Annotated in this window: 24 protein-coding genes; 17 read left to right on the forward strand and 7 right to left on the reverse strand. The window is 62.6% G+C overall.

Features of this window, described 5'->3' with window-relative positions:
- The first annotated feature begins 294 nt into the window (after positions 1-294).
- Positions 295-585, forward strand: coding sequence for a hypothetical protein (locus U5A65_RS32300; RefSeq protein WP_321938889.1), 291 nt, complete (start codon positions 295-297; stop codon positions 583-585).
- 116 nt (positions 586-701) lie between these two features.
- Here U5A65_RS32300 and U5A65_RS32305 read toward each other — a convergent pair whose 3' ends face one another.
- Both U5A65_RS32305 and U5A65_RS32310 read right to left on the reverse strand, forming a co-directional pair.
- Positions 702-914 (reverse strand): hypothetical protein, encoded by a 213-nt coding sequence (locus U5A65_RS32305; RefSeq protein WP_321915031.1) that lies wholly within the window; start codon positions 912-914, stop codon positions 702-704.
- Between the two features lie 253 nt (positions 915-1,167).
- Complete coding sequence (locus U5A65_RS32310) at positions 1,168-1,554, reverse strand: hypothetical protein (RefSeq protein ID WP_321915030.1); 387 nt, start codon at positions 1,552-1,554, stop codon at positions 1,168-1,170.
- Positions 1,555-1,901: 347 nt separating this feature from the next.
- On the opposite strand from U5A65_RS32310, the gene U5A65_RS32315 reads away from it, so the two are divergent.
- From U5A65_RS32315 to yicI, 12 genes are all read left to right on the forward strand, one after another.
- Entirely contained in the window at positions 1,902-2,801 is a 900-nt protein-coding gene (locus tag U5A65_RS32315; RefSeq protein WP_321915029.1) for a LysR family transcriptional regulator, read from the forward strand.
- Between the two features lie 169 nt (positions 2,802-2,970).
- The gene (locus tag U5A65_RS32320; protein WP_321948895.1) at positions 2,971-4,299 is read left to right on the forward strand and encodes an MFS transporter; all 1,329 of its coding nucleotides are present in this window, start codon (positions 2,971-2,973) and stop codon (positions 4,297-4,299) included.
- 34 nt (positions 4,300-4,333) lie between these two features.
- Positions 4,334-5,374, forward strand: coding sequence for an amidohydrolase family protein (locus U5A65_RS32325; protein ID WP_321915027.1), 1,041 nt, complete (start codon positions 4,334-4,336; stop codon positions 5,372-5,374).
- The gene (locus U5A65_RS32330; protein ID WP_321938897.1) at positions 5,371-6,054 is read left to right on the forward strand and encodes an RraA family protein; all 684 of its coding nucleotides are present in this window, start codon (positions 5,371-5,373) and stop codon (positions 6,052-6,054) included. The genes U5A65_RS32325 and U5A65_RS32330 overlap by 4 nt, the downstream gene beginning before the upstream one ends.
- Positions 6,055-6,136: 82 nt before the next feature.
- The gene (locus tag U5A65_RS32335; RefSeq protein ID WP_321948896.1) at positions 6,137-6,529 is read left to right on the forward strand and encodes a hypothetical protein; all 393 of its coding nucleotides are present in this window, start codon (positions 6,137-6,139) and stop codon (positions 6,527-6,529) included.
- Between the two features lie 645 nt (positions 6,530-7,174).
- Positions 7,175-8,320 (forward strand): hypothetical protein, encoded by a 1,146-nt coding sequence (locus U5A65_RS32340; protein WP_321938899.1) that lies wholly within the window; start codon positions 7,175-7,177, stop codon positions 8,318-8,320.
- A gap of 167 nt (positions 8,321-8,487) precedes the next feature.
- The gene (locus tag U5A65_RS32345; protein WP_321915023.1) at positions 8,488-9,534 is read left to right on the forward strand and encodes a substrate-binding domain-containing protein; all 1,047 of its coding nucleotides are present in this window, start codon (positions 8,488-8,490) and stop codon (positions 9,532-9,534) included.
- A gap of 262 nt (positions 9,535-9,796) precedes the next feature.
- A complete protein-coding gene (locus U5A65_RS32350) occupies positions 9,797-11,008 on the forward strand; it encodes a sugar ABC transporter substrate-binding protein (protein WP_321948897.1) in 1,212 nt (403 codons plus the stop codon).
- Positions 11,009-11,095: 87 nt separating this feature from the next.
- On the forward strand, positions 11,096-12,034 hold the full coding sequence (locus U5A65_RS32355) for a sugar ABC transporter permease (RefSeq protein ID WP_321915021.1): 939 nt from the start codon (positions 11,096-11,098) through the stop codon (positions 12,032-12,034).
- An 84-nt stretch (positions 12,035-12,118) separates the two neighbouring features.
- On the forward strand, positions 12,119-12,931 hold the full coding sequence (locus tag U5A65_RS32360; RefSeq protein ID WP_321948898.1) for a carbohydrate ABC transporter permease: 813 nt from the start codon (positions 12,119-12,121) through the stop codon (positions 12,929-12,931).
- 18 nt (positions 12,932-12,949) lie between these two features.
- Entirely contained in the window at positions 12,950-14,029 is a 1,080-nt protein-coding gene (locus tag U5A65_RS32365) for a sn-glycerol-3-phosphate ABC transporter ATP-binding protein UgpC (protein ID WP_321948899.1), read from the forward strand.
- A gap of 54 nt (positions 14,030-14,083) precedes the next feature.
- Positions 14,084-16,414: an alpha-xylosidase gene (gene yicI, locus U5A65_RS32370; RefSeq protein WP_321948900.1), complete on the forward strand. Its 2,331-nt coding sequence runs from the start codon at positions 14,084-14,086 to the stop codon at positions 16,412-16,414.
- Positions 16,415-16,491: 77 nt separating this feature from the next.
- Here the strand turns inward: yicI and U5A65_RS32375 are convergent, their stop codons facing one another.
- Complete coding sequence (locus U5A65_RS32375) at positions 16,492-16,758, reverse strand: DUF4148 domain-containing protein (RefSeq protein WP_321915017.1); 267 nt, start codon at positions 16,756-16,758, stop codon at positions 16,492-16,494.
- 191 nt (positions 16,759-16,949) lie between these two features.
- Positions 16,950-18,026 (reverse strand): GGDEF domain-containing protein, encoded by a 1,077-nt coding sequence (locus tag U5A65_RS32380; protein ID WP_321948901.1) that lies wholly within the window; start codon positions 18,024-18,026, stop codon positions 16,950-16,952.
- 267 nt (positions 18,027-18,293) lie between these two features.
- Between U5A65_RS32380 and U5A65_RS32385 the strand changes: the two genes are divergently transcribed.
- Positions 18,294-19,547: a serine hydrolase domain-containing protein gene (locus tag U5A65_RS32385; RefSeq protein WP_321948902.1), complete on the forward strand. Its 1,254-nt coding sequence runs from the start codon at positions 18,294-18,296 to the stop codon at positions 19,545-19,547.
- 135 nt (positions 19,548-19,682) lie between these two features.
- Here U5A65_RS32385 and U5A65_RS32390 read toward each other — a convergent pair whose 3' ends face one another.
- From U5A65_RS32390 to U5A65_RS32400, 3 genes are all read right to left on the reverse strand, one after another.
- Positions 19,683-19,916 (reverse strand): 4-oxalocrotonate tautomerase family protein, encoded by a 234-nt coding sequence (locus tag U5A65_RS32390; RefSeq protein WP_321915014.1) that lies wholly within the window; start codon positions 19,914-19,916, stop codon positions 19,683-19,685.
- An 81-nt stretch (positions 19,917-19,997) separates the two neighbouring features.
- A complete protein-coding gene (locus U5A65_RS32395) occupies positions 19,998-20,708 on the reverse strand; it encodes an SDR family oxidoreductase (RefSeq protein WP_321915013.1) in 711 nt (236 codons plus the stop codon).
- 314 nt (positions 20,709-21,022) lie between these two features.
- Positions 21,023-21,445: a VOC family protein gene (locus tag U5A65_RS32400; protein WP_321915012.1), complete on the reverse strand. Its 423-nt coding sequence runs from the start codon at positions 21,443-21,445 to the stop codon at positions 21,023-21,025.
- A 469-nt stretch (positions 21,446-21,914) separates the two neighbouring features.
- Here U5A65_RS32400 and U5A65_RS32405 point away from each other — a divergent pair, with 469 nt between their 5' ends.
- The 3 genes from U5A65_RS32405 to U5A65_RS32415 all read left to right on the forward strand — a co-directional run bounded on the left by U5A65_RS32405 (position 21,915) and on the right by U5A65_RS32415 (position 25,600).
- Positions 21,915-23,477 carry a DHA2 family efflux MFS transporter permease subunit gene (locus tag U5A65_RS32405; protein ID WP_321915011.1) on the forward strand — a complete coding sequence of 521 codons (1,563 nt, stop codon included), beginning with the start codon at positions 21,915-21,917 and terminating at the stop codon, positions 23,475-23,477.
- Between the two features lie 105 nt (positions 23,478-23,582).
- Positions 23,583-24,020, forward strand: a complete 438-nt coding sequence (locus U5A65_RS32410; protein WP_321948903.1) for a MarR family transcriptional regulator — start codon at positions 23,583-23,585, stop codon at positions 24,018-24,020.
- Between the two features lie 56 nt (positions 24,021-24,076).
- Positions 24,077-25,600 (forward strand): efflux transporter outer membrane subunit, encoded by a 1,524-nt coding sequence (locus tag U5A65_RS32415; protein ID WP_321948904.1) that lies wholly within the window; start codon positions 24,077-24,079, stop codon positions 25,598-25,600.
- Positions 25,601-25,629 lie beyond the last annotated feature (29 nt).

Genomic DNA, 25,629 nt, shown 5'->3' on the forward strand with positions numbered 1-25,629 from the left:
AGTCAGGGGTCGGAGGCTCGCTAGCGTCGCGCGACGATGGGCAGCGCGGTGGTGATGACCGTTGCGTCGAGGTTCTCCATGAAGAACGTTGCGGCCACAAGGAATGCGATGGCGGTGCGGCGATCGAGGGCGTGCAGCATCAGGCGTGTTCCGGGGCGTGATTCTTCGTCTGCGGCCAGATTCGGCGCGGAGTGTCCCTCATTCTACTGAAGTTGGTACACGCCGTTTGCTGGCATGTTCCGTGCGTGATGTGTATGGACCATGCGATATCCATCGCAAAGGGAGGTCGAAACGATGAGCCACCAGACCGACAAGCCCGAACAGCCCCAAGACGCACCGGAGCCGCGCGGCACGGATCTGCCCAAGCCATTTGGGGACGCTGTGCCCGCACCCACCGAGCCGGGTCTCGATCAGCCTTTACCGCCAAAGACGCACGATTTGCCGACTGCCGAGGAGGAGGCGGAGAGCCCTGACGAGAAAGATCGTGCGCCGCACAACGATATTTCGAGGCCGCTAGGCGACGCGGTGCCCACGCCGGTCGAGCCCGGCCTCGACCAGCCGCTGCCGCCTAAAAGGCAGGCGTGACATAAGGATGTAGTCAACGCGCAGCGGGTCAGCGCACCTTACGGCAACACGGGCGGCGCGGCTCAGGCGGGCGCGTTCAGGCGCGCGCCACTCTCGCAACTTGCCTCGTCGCCCGATTAAGGAACCGTTGCATGTAACCGGAACGCCTTGCCGTCGAAGGCGTACCAGTATGTGCCTTGTTCCTCGCGTTCATTGCGGCTTCCTCGCACAACCAGCATGCAGCTATCCGAGCGGTACGTTAGCGGCTCCGTCACATCGAGCGGCCAGTCCGACACCGTGAACGGCAAGGACGTAACGCGACCGGTTTTCGTATCGATCGCGGCGGCCATGACACAACCGGCTCCACAGCCCCATTGCGCGAGGATATAGCGCCCAGCGAAATTGACCGGTCCTCTGGCGGCATTCTGGATTGCGCTGCGGTACTGGCGCGACCGTGCATCGAACGTGAGGCGCGCGGGTGCGCGCTTCGCCTGGATCGTTGCGGGACAGTCTTCAAACCTGGGCGGTTGCTGAGCGTGGGCAATAAATGGGAACGCACACAGGAATAGCAACGTAACGGTTATTGATTGCGTACGCATGGCCTCAATACCAGTGGTGACTTTGCCAGAAATCGCGCGCCCGGCGCGCCGTGTGATAACGCCCATAGATGTAGCGGATTCCGCCCTGGCATTCCTCAACTGCGTTTCCGAATGATGCCTCGCCGCGCGGATTCAAATCATACTGTGCATGGAGCAGCTGGAAGAGGCCGCGCGCCGTCGAAGCACCGTTACGCGCGTCGACAACGCCCGCCGATTCCTGTGCCATGATCCATAGAAGATCGTTGTAATCCGCCAATGAAATGCCTTCTTTGGCCATTGCGTCGCGAAGGGCGAGTTGTGACGTCAGTGGGACGATGCTGACGGACTTCTCCGACCACGGATGCTTCTGGTGTTTGATCGGGCGGTGCGAGTGAGTATGTGTGCCGGCCATCGGCGAATCTCCATGGATTAAGGAAATCGCAAAGCTAGCGCTAACCCAAAGTGCGCGGTCTGTGCTCCGTCAACATCTAGAGACTTCACGGCCATGGTGACTGCTATAACCCCTCACTATCGATTTTGGCGGGGCCCACAATTCGAGGCGGCACGCGCAGCGTGACATACCGTGACGTCTCTCGGGAACCGCGAGGCGCTTGTTCATCAAGGTCAGGAGCGGAGCGGTGAAATACCACGCTTCATCCGATGCATCCGTTGGGTAGGGCTTACGTTTTGGCATACTGCCAGGATGTCAACCCTGACCTTAAATGCTTAACACCCTCTAAGCGACACGGAGACGACGAGATGAACGAGCTTCGGGGCCTGCAGTGTTTCGTGACACTCGCCGAAGAACTGAACTTCAGCCGCGCCGCGGAACGTCTGCATATCGCGCAGCCGGCGTTGAGCCAGCAGATACGCGCCCTGGAGGACCGCGTGGGCACGCAGCTGATCGATCGCACGCGCCGCCCGCTGCGGCTGACCGAAGCCGGCCAGTACCTTGCCACCGAAGCGCGGCAGATTCTCGGTTCGCTCGCCGAGGTGACACACGGCGCGCTGGAGATCGGCGTTGGCCGGCGCGGTTGGCTCAGTGTCGGCTTCACGCGCTCGTCGATGTACAGCGTCCTGCCGCCCGCGCTCAAGGCGTTTCATCAGGCGTATCCGCAAGTCGAACTCAAGCTGTTCGAAATGCTGACCGACGAGCAAACCGACGCCTTGCGCGACATGCGCATCCATATCGGCATCGGGCGGCAGCCGGTGCCCGTGCCCGGCTACACGACCTTGCCGCTGCTGCGCGAGCGGCTCGTGGTGTTGATGGCGTCCGATCACCCGCTCGCCAAACGAAAGAAGGTGCGCATCGACGAACTTGCCGATACGCCGTTGATCCTCTATCCGAAGCATCAGAACGCGCAGTTCAAGCGCACGGTGCAGGCGCTCTACCGCGACGCGGGCGTGACGCCCTTCGTCGCGCACCAGGCCTACGAGATCCAGACCGCCATCGCGCTCGTGGCGGCGGGGCTTGGCGTGACCGTGGTGGGCGAGTCGGTGGCGCGAAATGGCCGCGCCGACGTCGTGGCGCGCCACCTCGACGGCCCCGGCGCTGCGCAGCGCACCGTGCTGGCGGCGACGTTCCGCAGCGACGACGCCTCGCCGCATCTGCGCGCGTTTCTCGAATGCCTGCCGCCGCCGCTTGCAGCCACACTATAAGCGCACGCTTATAGAAGCATAAGTATCGCGTCTTGGACTCGACGCTCCCCGCTTCTTATTATCGAAACTCAGGCGCCCGGTCTCGTGAGGTGCCGCCGGCAGCGATCAACGCTCCCGGCCGATAACGATGCAGCGACGGCACCGCCCGTCGCCATGAGGCGGAGACAGCATGAGTCACATCGACGAAGCAGCAACCATGCGAAAGGTTTACAAGCGGCTTGTGCCGCTGCTTTTCTGCATGATGTTTTTCAATTATCTGGACCGTATCAATATCGGTTTCGCCGCGCTCGACATGAACTCGGACATGGGCTTCGACCCGGCCGTGTTCGGCTTCGCGGGCAGCATTTTCTTTATCGGCTACATGCTGCTGGAAGTGCCCAGCAATCTGCTGCTGCACCGCTTCGGCGCGCGCCGCTGGATCGCGCGCATTCTGCTCACGTGGGGCGCCGTTGCGGCCGCAACGGCTTTTGTGTTCAACGCCTCGAGCTTCTACGTGCTGCGCTTTTTGCTTGGCGTGATGGAAGCGGGCTTTCTGCCAGGTATTGCGGTCTATCTGACCTACTGGTTTCCGGAGCGCTACCGCGCCCGCGCCGTAGGCGGGTACATCATCGCGGGGTCGTTCTCGGCCGTGCTGGGCGGCCCGCTCTCGACCACGCTCATGACCTATGCGAACGGCCTGCTCGGCATGCACGGCTGGCAGTGGATGTTCATTCTCGAAGGCGTGCCCGCCATGCTGCTCGGCCTCATTACGCTGCGCGTCATGACCGAGCGCCCCGCGGACGCGGACTGGCTTTCAGCGCAAGAGAAGCAATGGCTCGAGTCCACGCTCGCCACGGAGCGCGAGGCGCTTGGCGGCCATCGGCATTTCCCGCTGCTGAAGGTGGCAAGCGACATTCGAGTATGGAGCCTTGCCTGTCTGTTCGGCTGCGCGCTGGTCGGCATTTACGGGCTTTTCCTGTGGCTGCCGCAGATCGTGAAGAGCCTCGGCCATCTCAACAATATCGAAGTGGGCTTCCTCTCCGCCGCTCCGCCGCTCCTGGGCGTGCTGGGCACCTTCCTCGTGAGCCGCAGTTCGGACCGCAGCGGCGACCGCAAGTACCACCTCGCCTTTGTCTATGGTATGAGCGCGCTCGCGATTGCAGGCAGCGCATATGCGCCGAATCCGCTGCTTGCATATGCGCTGCTTTGCGTGACAGGCCTCTTCATTTATTCGGGCAACCCGCTGTTCTGGAGTCTGGCCGCTTCGTTCAGAACCGGCGCGGCGGGCGCGGCGACGATTGCGCTCATCAATACGATCGCGCAGTTCGGCGGCGTAGTGGGGCCGTGGAGCATTGGTCTCGTGCGTCACGCCACCGGCAACTTCAAGCTCGCGCTGCTCACCATCGCCGCTTTCCTCGTAGTCGCCACGCTCATTGCCATTGTGATGCGCGTGAAGCCTGCCGAGAACGCCGCTTCGAACCGCGCGCTCGTTGGCCGCGATGAAGCGACGGAAAGCTGACTTCAATCGTCCGTACCCCTGATGGAATTGCTACATGATCATTGACTGCCACGGTCACTACACGACCTCGCCGCCCCAGCACGAAGCCTGGCGCGCGCAACAGATTGCCGCGCTCAAGGACGGCACGCCGGTGCCGCCGCGCCCGTCGATCACCGACGACGAGATTCGCGAGAGCATCGAAAACGGCCAGCGCCGCATTCAGCGCGAGCGCGGCACGGACCTGACGATCTTCTCCCCGCGCGCCGCCGGCATGGGGCACCACCAGGCGGGCGAAGCGGCCAATGCGCACTGGTCCAGCGAATGCAATGACCTCGTGCACCGCGTGTGCTCGCTGTTCCCGCAGCATTTCGTGGGCGTTTGCCAGCTACCGCAGGCGCCGGGCGTGTCGCCGGAGAACTGCATTCCCGAGTTGCGGCGTTGCGTGGAGGAACTGGGTTTCGTGGGCTGCAACCTGAATCCCGATCCATCGGGCGGGCACTGGTCCGGGCCGCCGGTCACGGACCGCTCGTGGTATCCGCTTTACGAGGCCATGGTCGAACTCGATGTGCCCGCCATGATTCACGTTTCGTCGTCATGCAATCCTAACTTTCATGCCACGGGCGCGCACTACATCAACGGCGACACCTCGGTATTCATGCAGCTCTTGCAGGGCGACCTCTTCGCCGACTTCCCGACGTTGCGCTTCATCATTCCGCATGGCGGCGGCGCGGTGCCGTATCACTGGGGGCGTTATCGCGGCCTGGCGCAGGACATGAAACGCCCGCTCCTGAAGGACTATCTCCTCAAGAACGTCTTTTTCGATACCTGCGTGTACCACCAGCCGGGCTCCGACCTGCTCGCCAAGGTGATTCCGGTCGAGAACATCCTGTTCGCCTCGGAGACGATCGGCGCGGTGCAGGGCATCGACCCGGAAACCGGGCACTACTACGACGACACGCGCCGCTATATCGACGCGATCGAATGGCTGAGCGACGCCGACCGGCAACGCATTTACGAAGGCAACGCGCGCGCGGTGTACAGCCGCCTTTCCGCGCAGATCGAACGACAAACCGCACTGGAAGGGATGACGAAATGAATCACAATGCAAACCCGATCGGCTGGCGCGAAAACGCATCCGCTCCCCAGGCCAGCGAAGCTACGCTCGCCGTGTTGCGCGAACTGGCCGTGTCGCTCCTGAGCGATAACATGGCGCGCTCGAGCGGCATTCTCGGCTTGCAGCCGTTCCACAAGGCCAAGCCGATGGCGGGCACGGCCGTTACCGTGCGCACGCGGCCCGGCGACAATCTCGCCATTCATCGCGCCTTCGACTTCTGCCGGCCGGGCGACGTGCTCGTGATCGACGGCGCAGGCGAAGTGACCCAGGCGCTGATGGGCGACATCATGTCGAGCTATGCAGAAAGCCTTGGCGTACAGGGACTCGTGATCGACGGCGCGATCCGCGACGTTGGCGCACTTCGGCAGCGCGACTTTCCTGTTTATGCGCGCGGCGTGACGCATCGCGGCCCCTACAAGAACGGACCCGGCGAAATCAACGTGCCCGTGACCATCGGCAGAATGGTCGTCAACCCGGGCGACATCATCGTCGGCGACGAGGACGGTTTGCTCGCCATCGCCCCCGAAGATGTGGAAACCGTGATTGCGGGCGCGCGCAAGCAGGGCGAAAAGGAGGCCGCCGCATTGCAGGCGATAGCCGAAGGCCGCTTCGACCGCGCTTGGGTGATGCCGCATATCGAACGCATGAGAAGCGGGGTTTGACGATCTCTCGTGGCGCCAGGCGTTAAGATGCGCGCTGGAGCCTGTGCGCTCCCTGGCTCAACCGCAGATCCATTCTTGCTCCATGACCCGATACCTTGACGCTGCCGCGCTGCGCGAACTCGCCGAACACGCGGAGCGAACCGACCCGCCGCCGTGCACCTGCACGAAAACGCCGCTCGATGGCTGGCAATCGCAACCGCTTTCGCTCGACGAGCGGCAACTGGAACAGATCGGCACGCTCGTATGCGCCGACGAAGCCGAGCCGACCTTTGCCGAACATCTGCCGGGGGAAACCGGCTACTGGTCGGAGAGCGCGCCGATCGCGCCCCGGTACTTTCCGTATAACCGTTGCGGTGTCTGGAAGTGCACACTGTGCGGACGCCTTTACCTTCGCTATACGGAAGGCGGCGGCTATTTCGTCGATCAGCGCATCCGTGCGTTGAAAGCGCAGTTGATCGAGGATGTGCCGCTTTGAGTACGGCTAGATTGGCGAATAACTTCTGATTCGTTCGCGCTTATATTCGTCGTGAATCATCCAGAGGCCAGGCTTTTCCCTGGCCTCTCTTTCATTTCTCTCGGCATGACATTCGACTGACTGCCTATAGCGCTTTCGAATTCACAACCGCGCCTTACATGAGCGCACAGGTCGCGCTGCGCAACGCGCGCGTGTGTCGAGCCGGGCCTATCGATGTGCCCGCGCATCAAATCCTCAAAGGCGAGTTGAAGCTCGCGCCCAGACTCCCTTGCTGCAGTGCGATGCGGGAGATGGCGCGACGCAGCACGCGCCGATTATCTTCCCCCTCTGATCAATTCTGAGTTTTGTTCTCAAAATCAAATGCGTGAATTAAAACTTACTAAGTTCGCGTAATTCATTGGTCGAAAAATTTCCGCAGCCATACATTCATAGATGCCTTTATATGGAAACGATCAATTTCTTTGTTGTGCATGATTACCGTTCCTTGCGCATTCTTACGTCCAGATCGAAGCCCTGCCATTTGGCCGCTTCAAGGACATGGATGACGTGAGCCGCAGTGCGATGACAAGTCATCGATGTGCTCCCGCAGATTCCGTGAGGCATTCGTGTTGACCCACTTGTTCTGCTACTCAAAGGAGCCGACTGATGAATAAACCGTTATTGGCCTTTCTATTGATAGCCACCGTAGCCGTTGCCGGTTGCGGCGGAGGAGACAGTTCCAGTTCGAACCCGACTTCGGCCGCGGCCACACCGTCCGCGCCCAAACTGCTCACGAACATTGCCGTGCCCAATACCACGAGCCCTGCGTTCAGCTTCGACATCGGCTATGTGGAGGCGGGCAAGTATTATCTGGCCGATCGTAACAACAAGTCTGTCGATGTCGTCGACACCAAATCGCACGCGCTTATTGCGCAGATTTCCGGCAACTTCACTGGCGTGGGCGCGAATACCGATGCCTCCGGGCCGGATGGCATCGTGGGCGTGACGGGAACGCATACGCTGTATGTGGGCGACGTCGATAACGTGAAAGTCGTCGATACGTCCGCGATGCAAACGGTCAAGACGATCCCCATCAGCACGTCCGGCTCGCGCGTGGACGAAGGCTGCTACGATCCCGACGACCATCTGATCATGTTTGCGAGCCCTGGCGACACGCCGCCCTACGTGACCTTCATCTCGACCACGACGCAGACCGTCGTGAACAAGCTGGTCTTTAACGGCTCATCCGGTCTCGAAGCCTGCGCATACGACCCGGTGTCGAAGAACTTCCTCATCAACAACGACGGAACGGCCGCTAACCCCGATGGCGAACTCGACGTGATTACCGCCAGTTCGGTCGCATCGGGCACGCCAGCAGTCAGCAAGTCGTTTCCGCTCGGCAAATGCGGGCCTGCAGGCATCGCGCTCGGTCCAAACAGCGACGTGCTGATTGGCTGCGATCCTTCGGCGGGTGACCCGCTCATCACGCTGATACTCGATCGCAATACTGGCGCGCAACTCGCGTCGGTGCCATTTGGCGGCGTGGATCAGGTGGCATACGATCCCTCGTCGAACCGCTATTTCCTGCCAGCGCGCCACTACGTCACGAGCGGCACCGCGGCGGCGTCGGGCTTCACGCCGACCATGGGTGTCATCGACGGCGCGACGCGCAAGCTCATTTATACCGTGGCGGTGGGAACGGGCGCGCACTCGGTTGGCATCGACAGCAGCCTGGGCGAAGTCTTCGTGCCATACCAGCCCGGTGCATCGGCATTTCCGAATGGCGGGATATCGGTGTTCTCGACGCAGTAGCCGGGAAGCATGAAGTCATAGCCAACAGCCAGCGGACGTGAAAATCGTCCGCTGGCTGTTTTTGTTTCTTCGGCTGCTTCGGCCCTTCGGTCACTTACGGTTATGATGTTTCGCACCGTGCCGGCTCCGCGAGCCCGGACTGATTCCAATCATCATTACACCAGCGCATGGGTATTCGGGAACTCGCCAAAGTACTGAAGCTGTCTGTTTCGACCGTGTCGCGCGCCTTGAACGACAGCGACGAGGTGAGCGCCGAAACGCGCGAGCGCGTGCGTGCCGCCGCGCTCGAGCATGGCTACGCACCCAGCAAATCGGCCGCTAGCTTGCGCCGGGGGCGGCTCGACATCGTCGGCCTGATGCTGCCGGTGCGGCGCGAAGAAGAGACCTACACGCTCGGCATTTTCATGAAGCTGGCGGACGGTCTGCAGTCGGTGTTGTCGCGCCACGGCATGGATCTTGTCATGTACTCGAGCGAGTCGTGGGACGACGAGTTCGCGCGGTTGCGGCGCATTGTCGATCGCCGGCATGTGGACGGCGTAATTCTCGCGGGCACGCGCAAGCACGACGAGCGGCTCGATTATGTCGCGAGCCGCCATTTTCCGTTCGTGGCGCTCGGCCGCAGCGAGTCGGGCGGCGAGCATGCATGGGTCGATCTGGACTTCGAGGCGGCCGTGACAGAGGGCGTCGAGCGGCTCGTGGCGCAAGGGCATCGGCGTATTGCCCTTGCCATTCCCGGCGGCGACGCCATGCAGGCGCATATCTACCTGCGCGCATGGAAGAAAGCGATGAAGAAGCACGGGCTGCCGGTGCCCGAAGGCTTCGTGCAGCGCAATGAACTCTCCGAGCGCGGTGGCTATCTCGCGACCGAAGCGTTGCTCAACCTGGACGTGCCGCCGGACGCGCTGATGTTCCAGAGCGACTGCATGGCGATTGGCGCGTACCGCAAGCTGCACGAAACGGGCAGGGCGCCGGGCCGCGATCTGGCGATTTCGGGCGGCGTGCTGGCGGGCGAAGTGTCGGAATACCTGGCTCCGCGCCTCTCCGGCTTCACACTCGACGCGTATGGCCTCGGACAGCGTCTCGCGCAGGCGCTGCTCGCGCAGTTCCCGGATATCGGCGACGCCTACCGCGCTGCGCGCGAGCCGCTGCTGTGGCCGCTCACGCTGCGCGAGCGCGACGACGACATCGTGACGCCCGAGGCCGTTCAACGCTAATGGCCAGCCCGGCAACGCCGCGCAAAGTATTGCGGTTTCCGCGAATCGACATTGTGATTTTCGCTTGGCTGTCTTGACAGCGCCTGCCTCACAAGCAACTATTTGCCTGTTTCCGGAAACGTTTCCGGAAAACGCGGTTCCCGCGGCACGAAGTCATGAGACCGAGGCCTGATAACGCGAACCGAACGAGACGGCTCCCGCACCGCCACAGAAAAGAGCCTGAAACAAAGCGCGATTCCCAACGCGCGAAAACGGAGACAGCATGAAGAAGCTACTTGCCGCATCCGCGGCCATTGGTTTGGCATTCTCGCTTTCCTGTGCGTCGCTGCACGCCGCGACGCTCTCGGTCTGGGCCGTGGACGAGCCGGACGACTACACCGCGAAAATGGCGCAGGAATTCGGGAAGCTGCATCCCGATGTCCAGGTGCAGATCCGCAAGGTGGGTTTTGCAGCGCTCAACGACGAAACCATGCGCGCCGTGATGTCCGGCAACATGCCGGACGTCGTGCCGGTCGACAACCCGAACACGGCGATGTTCGCTTCGAAGAACGCACTGCTCGATCTTGGTCCGTACCTCGCGAAGTCGAAGGTGATCGACGCGAAACAGATCTTCCCCGGCCCGCTGAAAAACGCCACGTGGAATGGCAAGGTGTACGCCATTCCGCGCGGCACGAACACGCTCGCGCTGTACTACAACAAGGACATGTTCAAGGCCGCCGGGCTCGATCCCGAGCGTGCGCCGCAAACGTGGGACGAACTCTATACCGACGCGCAAAAGCTCACCGACGCAAAGAAAGGCGTGTACGGTCTCGCGTTTTCCGCCATCAACACGGAAGAGGGCGTGTTCCAGTTCCTGCCGTTCGTGCAGGCCGCGGGCGCCGACTGGGACCGCATGAGCGACCCGGGCGCGGTGCGCGCGGCGGCCTTCTGGCAGAAACTGCTGGACAGCAAGGTGGCCTCGCCGGACACGCTCACGCATAGCCAGTCGGAGGCGGCGGCCACGTTCATCAACGGCAATGCCGCGATGGACATCGACGGTCCGTGGGAACTGGGCGCCGTGGACAAGGGCGCGAAGTTCAAGTGGGGCGTGGCGCTCCTGCCGGTAGAGAAGGCGGGCGGCCCGCGCGCCTCGGCGCTCGGCGAGCAGAATCATGCGATCCTGCGCGGCGCGAAGAACCCGGACGTGGCGTTCCAGTTCCTCGAGTACATGTATGCGCAGCGCGGCCGCGACTGGAACGAATTCGGCATGCTGCCGCCTTCGAAAGACACCGTGACGCCGGACCCGAAGTGGCCGCAGGCATACAAGGTGTTCAACGAGCAGATGCAGTACGCCCGTCCGCGCGGTCCGAACCCGAACTGGCCGAAAATCTCGAAGTCGATCTCCGACGCGGTCCAGTCCGTGCTCACGCATCAGGCCACGCCGCAACAGGCAATGGCGGCGGACGCACAGACGGTTCAAGCCGCGGCTAAATAAGCATTCCGAATGAAGTATGGCATTGAGGTTGCCGCCCGAGGGACAGCTGTGCTTCGGGCGCTGGCCCGCCTTTGAGCAATGACCGCCATGAACACACTTTTGCGCCGTGCTCCGCGCGACCCTGCAGCGGGGCTGCTGCGCCGCTTTCCGCGCGCCCATGCCTTCGAGATTTCGCTGGCGGTGTTCGCGTTGCTGTATCTGCTGGTGTTTGCGGGCTTGCCGCTGATCTACAACATCGTGCTGTCGTTTCAGCAGGTCGACTTGATGGCGCCTGCCACGCTGTTGCGGCCGTTTGTCGGGCTCGCGAACTATCGCGATGTGTTCAGCCGTCCCGAGATGCACCAGGTGATCGTGAACACGGTGCTGTTCGTTGGGCTGTCGCTCGTCTTTCAGGTGGTGATCGGCTTTCTGCTGGCGTTGTTGTTCGCGCAGGACTTTCCGTTTTCGAGCCTCATGCGCGGCCTCTTTCTCGCGGGCTGGATCATGCCGGGCCTCGTGGTCGGCGTGATCTGGAAGCTGATTTTCGCGGGCGATTATGGCGTGCTCAATCACGTGCTGATGCAAACGCACATCCTGCAAGAGAAAATCTTCTGGCTCTCCGACCCGCACTGGTCGCTCTATGCGGTGATCGCCGCGAACGTGTGGCTTGGCGTGCCGTTCAACATGCTGCTGCTCTCGGTCGGACTCGCAGCCATTCCGGCCGACCTTTATGAAGCGGCTGAACTCGACGGCGCGAATGCGCTGCAACGCTTCGTCGGCATCACGTTGCCGATGATGAAAGCCACGCTCGGCGCCGTGATCGCGTTGGGCGCGATCCTGACAATGCAGCAGTTCGACCTGATCGCGGCGCTCACGCAAGGCGGTCCGGCCAATTCATCGCTCGTGGCGCAGTACTGGTCCTGGCAGCTTTCCCTGCAGACCTTCGAGGTGTCGGCGGGCTCCGCGGTGGCCACGGTCATGCTGGTGCTCGTGCTGATCGTCGCGGTGATCTATGTGCGCTCCACTCGCAATGAAAGGATGGTGTGAGATGAAACAGCCCCCACGCTCCCTGCGCTCACGGCCCCCCAGGGGGGCGGCCAGCCTCCTTGGGGCGGCCCTGCGGAGGCTGGCATGAAGCGCTATGTGCTGTTCGCCATCGCGCTGTGTGTCACGGTGGTTTATCTGTTCCCGCTGTACTGGATGTACATCACCGCGTTCAAGAACGCGAGCGAAATGTTCCAGTATCCGCCCACGTTCTGGCCGCAACATCTGCAATCGCATCTGTGGCAGGTGTTCAGCAGCAGCGGCATGGGCCGCTTCTTGTGGAACTCGTTCGTGACCGCATGCGGCACGGTGGCGGTGACCGTGTTCGTCGGCACCGGCGCGGCCTACGCGCTCGCGTTCGTGCAGAACCGCTGGACCCGTTTCGCGATCTTCGCGGTGCTGGTGCTCCAGGCGCTGCCTTCGAGCCTCATGGTCACGCCGATCTTCACGGCGTTCAAGAGCCTCGGCCTGCTCGATACGCCGCGTCTGGCCGTCGTGCTCGCGCAGATCACCAAGACGCTGCCGTTCTATATCGTGTTGTGCCGCCCGAGCTTCGTGCAGGTGCCGCGCGAGTTGCGCGACGCGGCGCTCGTGGACGGCGCCACGCCGGCGCGCGCGTTCTTCGGCGTGATTCTGCCGCTCGCGGTCAACGGCATTCTCGTCTCGGCGATTCTCGTGTTCCTGCAATCGTTCGGCGAGTACGTGTACGCCCGCTCGCTGATTCTCGACGACCAGTATCAGACCGCCACGGTGGGCCTTTCGGCATTCGTCGGCGCGACCAAGGTCGACTGGATCGGCATCATGACCTACTCGGCCATTTTCGTCACGCCTATCCTCGTGGCGTTCATGCTGCTGCAACGCAAGATCGTCGCCGGGCTGACGGCCGGCGCGCTCAAGTAACGCATACGGAGAATCGCTGTGGATCGCATACAGATCGAGCGCCTGAGCAAGAGCTACGGAGCCGTGCAGGTGTTGAAGGACATCGACATTAGTGTGCCCGAAGGGTGTTTCGTCGCGCTGGTCGGGCCTTCGGGCTGCGGCAAGTCCACCTTGCTGCGCACCATTGCCGGGCTCGAGCAGATTACGGGCGGCACGCTGCGTATCGACGGCCAGGTCGTCAACGACGTGCCGCCGCGCAAGCGCGACGTGGCGATGGTGTTCCAGAGCTACGCGCTCTACCCGCACATGAACATCGAAAAGAACATGTCGTACTCGCTGCGGCTGCGGCGCGCTGCACCTCAGGTCATTCGCGAAAGCATAGACGGCGTGGCGCGCACGCTGGGCCTCGACCAGCTGCTCGGGCGCATGCCGCGACAGCTTTCGGGCGGTCAGCGCCAGCGCGTGGCGATGGGGCGCGCAATCGTACGCAACCCAAAGGTATTTCTGTTCGACGAACCGCTCTCGAATCTCGATGCGGCGCTGCGCGTGCATATGCGCACGGAAATCCGCAAGCTGCACCAGCGTCTTTCCGCGACTTCGGTGTATGTCACGCACGACCAGATCGAGGCGATGACGATGGCCGATCACGTGGTCGTGATGCGCGCAGGCCAAGTGGAGCAGCAGGGCGCGCCGCTCACGCTGTATCACCAGCCTGCCAACCGCTTTGTTGCGGGCTTCATCGGTTCGCCTTCGATGAACTTCATCGAGGCCGTGATCGGGCCGGACGGGCGCAGCGCACAGTTCGGCGGCACACAAGGCGCGAGCCTGCAGACGCTGGACCTTGGGCGTTCGCTGCCAGCGGGCGCGGAAGTCTGGATCGGTTTGCGTCCCGAACATTTGACGTTGCACCGCGAGGCCCGCGGCCTGCGCGGCGTGATCGACACCGTGGAGACCACCGGCTCCATGAACTTCATCGCGGCGAAGCTCGATGGCGTCGCGGCGCCCGTGATGATCGCGCAGGCCGGCGTATGCGCCATGCGCAGCGGCGAAGCGCTCGGGCTCGACATTTCGGGCGAGCACATTCACGTGTTCGACAGGAAGACCGAGCGGGCGCTGTAGCCAAACCGCAAGTGAATCTGGACAAGCTGTTCAATAAGCTATGAGTACATCTAAATGAAAATCAGCGATGGCAACTGGTTGATCCGGGACGGTCTGAACGTCTCGTACTCAGCGTCGCCGCACAGCGTGGAGATCGTCGGCGACGAACTGCTCGTGCACGTCGCGCCGCGCGACGTTTCGAACCGCGAGCGGCAACTCGACACGGGCCTCTTTACGTGGCGCTTCTTTTCGCCGCAAAGCGGCGTGATTGGCGTGCGCGTCGAGCATTTCGCGGGCGTGGTCGATCGCGGACCGCATTTCGCGCTCAAGCATGCGAGCACGGACATCGTTACGCAGAACACCGAAGAAGAGGCGTGCCTGACAAGCGGCTCGCTCACCGTGCGTATCGTGAAGTCGGGCGACTGGTCGGTGGATTTCCTGCGCGACGGCGAGCGCATCACCGGCAGCGGCTTTCGCGCGAGCGGCCAGGTTCACGACGCCAGCCAGCAGGGCGCCGCATTCATGTTCGAGCGCCTCGATCTCGGCGTTGGCGAGAATGTCTATGGCCTCGGCGAGCGCTTCACCGCGTTCGTGAAGAACGGTCAGGTGGTCGAAAGCTGGAATCGCGACGGCGGAACGGGCACCGAGCAGGCGTACAAGAACGTGCCGTTCTATCTGACCAACCGCGGCTACGGCGTGCTGGTGAATCATCCGGAAAACGTTTCGTTCGAAGTGGCCAGCGAGAAAGTCGCGAAGGTGCAGTTCAGCGTGGCAGGCGAGCGGCTCGAATACTACGTGATCGACGGCCCCACGCCGAAAACCGTGCTGGAGCGCTTCACGCAACTCACCGGCCGGCCCGCGCTGCCGCCCGCGTGGTCGTTCGGCCTGTGGCTCACCACCTCGTTCACGACGAATTACGACGAAGCCACGGTGAACCACTTCATCGACGGCATGGCGGAGCGCGGTATCCCGCTGCATGTGTTCCACTTCGACTGCTTCTGGATGAAAGCCTTCCACTGGTGCGATTTCGAGTGGAACCGCGAGACCTTTCCCGATCCGCAGGGCATGCTCGCGCGGCTCAAGGCACGCGGGCTGAAGATCTGCGTGTGGATCAATCCGTATATCGCGCAACCGTCGCCGCTTTTCGCCGAGGGCATGGCGAAAGGCTACCTGCTGCGCAAGCCCAACGGCGACGTGTGGCAGTGGGACCGCTGGCAGCCTGGCCAGGGCATTGTCGACTTCACGAATCCCGCTGCGGCGCAGTGGTATGCGGGCCATTTGCGTCGCTTGCTGGAAATGGGCGTGGATTGCTTCAAGACGGATTTCGGCGAGCGCATTCCCACCGACGTGGTCTATCACGACGGCTCCGATCCGCAAAAGATGCACAACTACTACAGCTACCTCTACAACAAGGTGGTGTTCGACGTGCTGCGCGAAGTGCGCGGCGAGGGCGAGGCGGTGGTGTTCGCGCGCTCCGGCACCGTGGGCAGCCAGCAGTTGCCCGTGCATTGGGGCGGCGATTGCAGCGCGACCTACGAATCGATGGCCGAGACGTTGCGCGGCGGCCTCTCGCTGGGCTTGAGCGGCTTCGGCTTCTGGAGCCACGATATCGGCGGTTTCGAGCACACGGCGCCCGCCGACGTCTACAAGCGCTGGTGCGCGTTCGGACTGCTGTCGAGCCATAGCCGCCTGCACGGCAGCAAGTCGTATCGCGTTCCATGGCTGTTCGACGACGAAGCCGTGGACGTGGTGCGCCATTTCACCGAATGGAAGTCGCGCCTCATGCCGTACCTGTTCGACGCCGCGCAACAGGCGGTCGATCACGGCACGCCCGTGTTGCGCGCCATGCTGCTGGAGTTTCCGGAGGACCCGGCCTGCGATCATCTGGACCGCCAATATCTGCTCGGCGACTCGCTGCTGGTGGCGCCGGTGTTCAATGCCGTGGGCGACGTGGACTTCTGGCTGCCGGCGGGGCGCTGGACGCATCTGTTCACGGGCCGGCAGGTGGAGGGCGGCCGGTGGCTGCGCGAGCGGCACGGGTTTCTCAGTCTGCCGGTGTACGTGCGGCCGAATACGCTGCTCGCGATCGGGACCGAGGACCAGCGTCCCGATTACGACTACGCGTCGCGAAGCGAACTGCATCTGTTCGAGCTGGCCGATGGCGCGAGCGCGGCAGCGACGCTGCGCGACGAGCGCGGCGCAAGCGTCACTCACGTGAGCGTGACCCGGCGCGGCGACACGCTGACTGTGTGTTACGACGGCGTGAAATCGCCGTTGCCGATGACGCTGCGGCAATGGCCCGAACTGCGCGACGCCGGAGGACTGAAGTCGCTCGCCGGGGAATCAGGCGTAGTCGTGCAGTTGCCGGCAGGTGAGGGAGAAGTGGTGTTGCGCGTCCCGGCGTAAGGCCAGAAATGCGACTGGCCCGCAATGGCGGGCCAGAAGGCAACAACCTTAAAGCGTGGCTTATTCAGCCTTACAGCTTACTGCGCGGCTTGACCGGCTTGCGACGAACCGTTGTTCACGCCGCCGACTGCGCTATTTTGCGCAGCCACGCGAGCTTCAGCGGCTTGAACGTTCGCCGGATATTCATTGGGGTTCGAACGTGCCGGATTGAAGCCGGCCTTTTCGACCTGGATCATGTCTGCACGGACTTGTGCGCGGGTCACGGGCTGGTTCGACTGGGCGAACACGGCAACGGGAGCGGCGAGGGCGGCAGCGATAACAACGGCTTGGACGAGCGATTTCATGACATAACCTCCAGATTTACTTTCTTCTTGAGCTGCCGACGGGGATGTCTGCAGCGATGGAGGCAGTGTAGGAGGGTCAGGGACTAGGGTAAATACCTAAGAAACGAATTCACTGTTTCCGCGGCAAGAACAATCCGGGCACGGGCACGGCGCAAGCCGTTTATTTCCGAACGTGGCGGGAGTCAGTGGGGTCAGACCGCGCTGGGCACCACGCCGACCGGATCGACGAACTCCGTCTTCCCCATGCCGCGCGACTTGGCCCGGTACATGGCGCTGTCCACGGCGCGCATCAAGGTTCGCGCGTCGAGCGAGCGGCTGCCGGTGCCTTCCGTGAGCAGGCACACGCCAATGCTGCACGACACCGTGACCGGATAGCCGCTCACGGTGCGCATGTTGGCGAGAATCGCGTGGATGCTGTTGGCGACCGTGAGCGCGTCGTTCTTGTCGTAGACGTGGCGGGCCAGCACCACGAATTCGTCGCCGCCCAGGCGCGCGAGCGTGTCGCCGCGCCGCATGCGGCGCTCCAAAGCCGCGGCGAAGTTGCGCAGCAGTTCATCGCCTACCGCGTGCCCGAAGGAGTCGTTCACTTCCTTGAAGCCGTCGAGATCGACGAGCAGCATGGCGGTGCGATCGACTTCGCCGACGCGCGTAAAGAGCGTGCGCCCAATGGCCTGCTCGAGCCGCACGCGGTTGTAGAGCCCGGTGAGCGGATCGGTCGACGCCTGGCGTTCCAGCCGGTGCACGAGCACCGCCAGATAAATGGACGTCGCCACGAGGCTGAGCGCGATGCCGAGCCCGGCCGCGATGTTGGCGTGCCACCACGGCTGCCAGTGCATGAGTCCCATGATGCCGACGAGCGCGACGACACAGGAAAGGCCCAGCATGCGCTGGCCATAGCGGCAGCCCGAGCCAACCAGAAACCAGAAGGCCACCCACAGCAGCGGCAGCGCGGCCGTGCCGCCCACGGCCAGCGCGGCGGTGACGATGGCCTGATCGGCGAACGTGGAGAGCGCGAGGCGCACGAGCGAGCGCGCCGGCGCGACGGTTACCGCCACATATGTGATGACGCCGAACGCCACATAAGCGGTGACCGCAAGAAGCGTTGCGTAGACATGCGTCGAGCGATAGATCGAGCAGGCAAGCAGGTAGGCGAGCAGCACGACGGAACCGAGCGTAATGCGCAGTACGGCCTGCTCTTTTTCAGGGTCCTTTGGAAATGCGCGAAACAACGCTTTCCCGGGCCAGGAATGTATTTCCGTTTCGCCCATGGCTGCCACCCCCGCTGTCGTTCTGTATTTTGTCGCCCGGTAGTGTACCCCACACATATTGCGTGTCGAGGCGCGAAAAAAACGAATTTCAATCGTGCTTTGGATCGATGCGGTTTGCATGCGCCGCGAGCGCCACAATGTGGCGTCGTGCTGGACAACGCAATGCAGCGCTGCGCAACTTCGCGCCGAATGACCGATACTGTGGCGCGCATCGCATGTAATCCATCCATTCGGAATTGGCTCGGTCAACCCGGTAAAGGAGAAGTCATGGGTAGGGAAGGTCTGGAAAAGCAGGGTATGTCGTGTGAGCGGCTCGCGCGAATCGAACGTTTTCTCGACGAGAACTACGTCGCCGCCGGCACGCTCGCCGGCACCGTCACCCAGGTGTGGCGGCGTGGCGAACTCGCGCTGAACTCGGTGCTGGGTCTCGCGGATCGCGAACGAGAGACGCGCATGGCCGAGGACTCGATCTTCCGCATCTACTCGATGACCAAGCCCATTACGTCGGTGGCGATCATGATGCTGGTCGAGGAGTGCAAGATCGCGCTCGACGACCCCGTGAGCAAGTACATCCCGTCATGGGAAAAGCTTGGCGTGTACGCGGGCGGCTTCATGGAGAGCTTCCAGACGCGTGCGGGCGCGCGCCCGATGCGCGTGGTCGACCTGTTGCGCCATACCTCGGGCCTGACCTACGGCTTCCAGCAAAACACCAACGTTGACGCGGCGTATCGCAAGCTCAAGGTGGGTGAGCTGGCAACCGCAGGCACGCTCGACGAAATGATCGAGAAGCTGGCCACGCTGCCGCTGGAATTCTCGCCGGGCGAAGCGTGGAACTATTCGGTTTCCACGGACGTACTCGGCTATCTCGTCGGCAAGGTCAGCGGCATGGCCTTTGAGGACTTTCTGAAAGCGCGCATCTTCGACCCGCTCGGCATGTTCGATACGGCCTTTTACGTGCCGCAAGAGAAAGTGTCCCGCTTCTGCGCGTGCTATGCCATCGGCGCGCTCGGCTCGAAGGTCGTCTCCGATCGGGGGCCGACGCTGCAGGACGATCCTCATACGAGCCCGTATCGCGAGCCGCCTTCGTTCGTTTCGGGCGGCGGCGGCCTGGTTTCCACGGCGGCGGACTACATGCGCTTCGCGCGCATGCTGCTGGGCGGCGGCGAGCTGGACGGCGTGCGCTTGCTCGGGCCGAAGACCGTCCAGCTGATGACCGCCAACCATCTGCCAGGCGGTGTCGACCTGCCGCGCCTCTCGCGCTCGATGTTCACCGAAGCGGCCTACGAAGGCGTGGGTTTCGGGCTGGGCTTCGCCACGACGATTGCGCCCGCATCCACACTGATTCCGGGCAGCGCGGGCGACTTTTTCTGGGGCGGCGCGGCCAGCACCTTCTTCTGGGTCGATCCGCGCGAGGACATGATCGTGCTGTTTCTCACGCAACTCCTGCCTTCGACTGCGTACCCGATTCGCCGCCAGTTGCGCACGCTCGTTTACAGCGCGATTACGGAGTGCGGAACCTGAGAGTCGCACCGCAATGGACCCGCTTTCCGAGATGCTTTCCCTGCTGAACGATGGACATCGATTGAAGGCGTGACCACCCACTATGCGTCCGGTGCATTTGTGCGCGAAGCCTGTTCTCGGGCAGGCCGCGCACCTTTACTTGATGAGTCCCTTCTGTCGCCGGTAGACGTCGGTGGGCAGGCCGCCCCATCCCCAGTTTTCCGTTGGCACCTCTTCGATGACGACAAAGGTCGCCTCGAGCGGCTTGTTCAACACGTCGAGCAATAGCTGGCTCACGCCCTTGATGAGCTGGGCCTTTTCGTCCGCCGTGACGGAATCCGTGCCGGGCTTGGTACCCTCGCGTGTGACTTGAATGGTGACGATCGGCATTTCGCTCTCCTTGATGATGATCCGTGGAAGGAGCGCCGGCGCGCGGCGCTCCTCGTTGGCATCGGTGATGCCCGGCGCGGCTTAGTGGCCGGCGATCTGGCCGCCGTCTACGTGAAGGATCTCACCCGTCACGAACGGGGCCGAGTCGAGATAGAGGATGGCGTTCACGATGTCGCTCATCTCGCCCATATGACCCATCGGGTGCAGTGCGCCAAGCGCCGCGTGGGTTTCGGGCGCGTGCATCGGCGACTTGATGATGCCGGGCGACACGGCGTTCGCGCGAATGCCGCGCTTTGCATACTCGATAGCGAGCGAGCGCGTGGCGGCGGCGAGACCGCCCTTGGTCAGCGAGGCCAGCACCGACGGTACGCCGTCGATTGCGTGATCGACGAGTGTCGTCGTGACACTGAGAACATGACCGCTCTCGTGCTTTTCCATCTCTGCAATCGCGAGCTGCGTGATATGGAAGAAACCGCCGAGGTTGATGCCCGTGATCGCGGCGTAGTCTTCCGCTGTGTATTGCGTGAACGGCTTCGCCAGGAAAATGCCCGCATTGTTGATGAGCGTATCGACGCGGCCAAAACGCGAGACGGCCGTTTCGATGACACGGCGAGCCGTGGCCGGGTCGGCGATGTCGCCGGCCACTGCGACGAGATTGCTATCGTCAGTCTGTTTGATGTTGCGCGACGTCGCGACCACGTTGTGGCCGAGTGCACGGAATGCCTTGGCCGTTTCGGCACCGATACCTTGTGATGCACCTGTGATCACGACGACTTTGGGGGATTGGCTCATATCAACCTCGAAGTAAGTTGGACTCTCTATCTGATCGGGCTTGCTGCTCCGATGTCGATCAATTTACGCACCGGCGCTCCTGTTTTGAACACAGAGGGCGGACAAACAGTTGTGAGTCGCAGGAACAAATGGGTACAAGCCGGGCACAATGACGTCACGCGGAAAAGTCATCGGATTGGCGCTTTATTAACTACGGATTACTGATTAAATAGCGGCGACCGCGACGCGTGAATGCACACGTGCGGGTCAATCTGGATAAGGGGAAAGGTGGGGTGCGCAGCGACCGTCTGGCCGCTGGCGAGTGGGTGCGAGGTTCAGGAGGCTTGCGAGCGTGGATCGTGGTCGAATTCGAGCCTGATCCCGCCCGGTTCGTACACCATGGTGTGGCGTTTTGGGCCCGGCCCGAGGTTTTCCGGCGCAAACTCAATTTTCACGCCGGGCCACGCAGAAACGCGCGAGAAGACCTCGTTGAGCGCTTCTTCGCTGCCTACACGCAAGGCGAGATGATGCAGGCCCACGTGCGTCTTGCGGTCGAATTCGACAAGGCGGCTCGGGTCGGTCACTTGCCAGAGCGTCAACATGACGTGCCCGTCCGAGACGAACGCAGCAGGATAGCTGGGCCTTTCGCCAACCTGTTTCCAGCCCAGACAATCCACGAAAAAGTCGCGGGTGAGGTTCAGGTCGCGTACGGTCAACCCGACATGATCGATGCCCAGCGTAAGCGGTTTGTCAGTCATGCTTCGATTCTCCTGAGGAAAGAGGGTGACGATCCGGGGCAAATCTCTGCCGAAACAATATAGCTGTGAAGTACGGCGTCGATAGTCGCTTGCCGCTCACATCAGTTTTTACACGGTGTATCGCGTCGCGCGCGGAGGGGGGGGCCGCGCCAGTTCGAGGCGCTGACTCGTCGCGTACGGCTCCGGGAACTTGGTTGCATTAATCTGCAATGTCAGATATATTCCGAATCAGATATCGAGGAGGGCAATCGATGAACGATCCCGTCAATGAAGATTCCCCGGGGCAACATATGAGTTGCGGGCCGCGACCGAGCGGCCCTCGCGCGTCGACGAAACGTCGACGAGGCGCCAAACGCTGCTTTCCAGATTGCTCCATGGCTAAGGCGGCTTTTTTTTACCCAATTATCAGACATGTCAGATAACGGCCCGAGCTTGACGGGACATTCGCATCCAGACGAGAGAACCTAACATGAACCCATCGACCAACCCAGGCGGGCTCGCCCAGCTGACTGGCCTGAAGTTCGCACTGGGCACCTTCGCCGTGGCGCTCGCCACTTTCATGAACGTGCTGGACTCGTCGATCGCAAACGTTGCGATTCCCACGCTCTCCGGCAATCTCGGCGTGTCGATTGACGAAGGCACCTGGGTCATCACGCTGTTTGCCGCGGCCAATGCCGTGTCCATTCCGTTGACCGGGTGGCTCACGCAGCGCGTAGGCCAGGTCAAGCTGTTCGTCTGGGCGATCCTGCTGTTCGTGCTCTCGTCGGCAGCATGTGGTCTGGCGCCGAACCTGCTCACGCTGCTCGTGGCCCGTATCGTTCAGGGCGCGGTGGCGGGGCCGCTGGTGCCGCTCTCGCAGGCCTTGCTGCTCGCTTCGTTTCCGAAGGAAAAGAGTTCGAACGCGCTGGCGTTGTGGGCGATGACAGCAACCGTGGGACCGATTGCGGGCCCGGCGCTCGGCGGCTGGATCACCGACAGCTACAGCTGGTCATGGATCTTTTACATCAACGTGCCCGTTGGCCTCTTCGCCGCTGGCGCGATATGGGCGATCTACCGCGACCGCGAGACCCCGGCCCGCAAACTGCCAATCGACAAGGTCGGGCTGATCTCGCTCATCGCCTGGGTGGCGCCGCTGCAGATCATGCTCGACAAGGGCAAGGATCTCGACTGGTTCAGCTCGCCGGTTATCTGGGCGCTCACCATCGTCGCCGCAGTCAGCTTCGTGTTCTTCCTGATCTGGGAGTTGACTGAGGAAAAGCCGATCGTCAACTTGCGGCTGTTCGCCAAACGCAACTTCCTTGGCGGCACGATTGCGATCTCGGTTGCGTATGCGATCTTCTTTGCAAACCTCGTGATCCTGCCGCAGTGGATCCAGGGCTTTCTCGGCTACCGCGCGGTGGATGCGGGGCTGGTGACCGCGCCATTGGGGATTTTCGCCGTGATCCTCGCCCCCGTCATGGGCAAGGTCATGCCGCGCTCCGACCTGCGGGTGCTCGCCACGCTGGCGTTCGTGGGTTTCGCCGCCGTGTTCTTCATGCGCTCGAACTACACGACTGGCGTCGATGCCTGGACGCTCGTTCTGCCGACGCTGCTGCAAGGCATACCAACGGCGCTGTTCTTTACGCCGCTCACCGGCATCATCCTCTCGGGGCTGCGGCCCGACGAGATTCCGGCAGCCGCGGGCCTGTCCAATTTCGCGCGCATTTTCGCGGGCGCCGTAGGCACGTCGCTCATGAGCAATGCCTGGAACGACCGCACGATCCTCCATCACGCCCGGCTCACCGAGCAAACGAGCGTGAACAATCCCGCTTTCACCAGCGCGATTGCGCACCTGCAGGCGACGCTGGGCGGCGGCGTTCCGAAGGCCACGGCCTTTTACGAAAGTTCGCTCAACGCGCAGGCCACCATGCTGGGGTTGAACGACATCTTCTGGATATCGGCGGTGATCTTCATCGTCATCATCCCGCTGATCTGGGTGACGAGACCGGTCAAGGGCGGTGGCGCGGGCGCGGCAGCGGCTGGCGGACATTGAATAGTGCAGTTGAACCCGGTCCCGATGGCAGTCCCGTCTCGTGTGTTTTTCTTGACAATATCTGATAATGCAGATATTGTAATCTGTAACACGGAGGATGTCGCGATGGACCACTACACCACGAGAAATTTCATGCTCACGGAAAGTGTCGGCTTCAGGATCGTCAAGGCGCGCAATCTGGTCGTCGCGGAAATGGACGCGGCGCTCAAGGACCTCGACATCACGGGCCAGCAAATGGGTATTCTGCTTTCGCTGAAGCAGGGTGTGGCGACCACGCCGTTCGAACTGTCGAAACTGCTCGGTATCGATACGGGCCTCATGACGCGCATGCTGGACAAGCTGGAAACCAAAGGTCTGCTGGAGCGTTCGCGCGACGCAGACGACCGCCGCGTGGTCAATCTGCACCTCACGGTAAAGGGGCAGGCAACGGCGGCGCAGATTCCGGAAGTCGCGCCGCATGTGTTGAACGCCCGCCTGCGCAAATTCACGAAGGCGGAGTTTGCCGAGCTGAACCGCCTGCTTCGCAAGTTCACAGACGACTGAACGGTGCGGCCGTTGTGCCGCGCTTTTTTTCGATCATTAATCTGATTTGTCAGAAAATGAAAACGCAGACTTATAGATCAAGCATCGGTGCCCGTACGCTGAAGCTGGGTGTATCGGCAATCGCCATGGCCGCGCTGGCGGCGTGCGCAAACTATGCGGGCATCCACAGCGATGCGCAGATGGCCAAGCCACAACAGTTCGAAACGGCGCAGAGCCTGCCGCAAGAAGAGGGCCACTGGCCGTCCGCCGACTGGGTCGACCAGTTTGGCGACGCGCAGTTGAAGGCGCTGATTGCCGAAGCGCTGCAGGGCAGCCCGACGGTCGAGCAGGCCAAGGCGCGTGTGGCGCAGGCACAAGCCTATAGCGAAACCGCGAAGGCGAATACGTTGCCGCGCGTCGACGCCAGCTACTCGCTCTCGCGCCAGCAGTACAGCAGCACGGCGCTGATTCCGCCGCCGTACGCCGGCTCGTGGCAGACCGAAAACAAGGGCCTGCTCACCGCATCCTACGATCTCGATCTGTGGGGCAAGAACCGCGAGGCGCTGCGGGCCGCCGTTTCGCAGACCGCTGCGAGCGAGGCCGACGAGGAGATGGTCAAGCTCACGCTGGATACCTCGATCGCGCGCACCTACAACCAGCTGGCGCGGCTCTACGCGTTGCGCGATATCGCGCAGGAAGAAGTCACGCGCCGCGAGCAGATCGACCGCATCACGGCGGGCCGAATCGCCACGGGCCTCGACACGCAAGTGGAGCGCAAGACCGCGCAGGCAAACCTGGCGACAAGCCGCTCGCGCGTGAGTGCGCTGGACGGCAGCATTCTGACCACGCGCTACCAGCTGGCAGCGTTGATGGGCAAGGGCCCCGACCGCGGACTCGCGATCGCGCGGCCAACGCTTGGGGTGGGCGACGAAGTGCGTTTGCCGGACAACCTGCCCGCCGACCTCGTGAGCCGCCGCCCCGATATCGTCGCGGCGCGCTGGCGCGTGGATGCGATCACGCACGAGGTGAAAGAAGCGAAGGCCGAGTTCTATCCGGACATCAACCTGAGCGCCGCGCTGGGCCTCGACGCGTTCGGTTTCGGCCGCTTCCTGACTGCCGCGAGCCGCACAGCGTCGGTGGGTTCAGCGATCCATCTGCCGATCTTCGACGGTGGCGAACTGCGTGCGCAGTTGAAGGGCCGCTACGCGGAGTTCGACTATGCGGTGGCCGCGTACGACCAGACGCTCATTGGGGCGCTCAGCGGCGTGGCCACGCAGCTCGCGCAGATCCGCTCGAACGACGCGCAGCTCGCCGATGCACAAACCGCGCAGCAGGCGGCGCGCGACGCCGACCAGCTCGCGATCCTGCAGTACAAGGGCGGACTGACCAATCAGCTCACGGTGCTCAATGCCGACGTCACGGCGCTGAACGCCGACGAAGCCATCGCCAATCTGAAGATGGATCGTCGCGACGAGCAGATCGCGCTGGCTTCGGATCTGGGGGGCGGCTATGTCGATACCTCAGCCGATACCGGCCACCACACGGACGTTGCCGCCCAACCTGCTCCCCAAGCCCATTCCGTTATTGCCGCCGCACGTTGAACGGCATGTTTGCAAACCCGTCAGGAGAA

This window comes from Paraburkholderia sp. J10-1 (genome assembly GCF_905220165.1).
Lineage (GTDB): Bacteria > Pseudomonadota > Gammaproteobacteria > Burkholderiales > Burkholderiaceae > Paraburkholderia.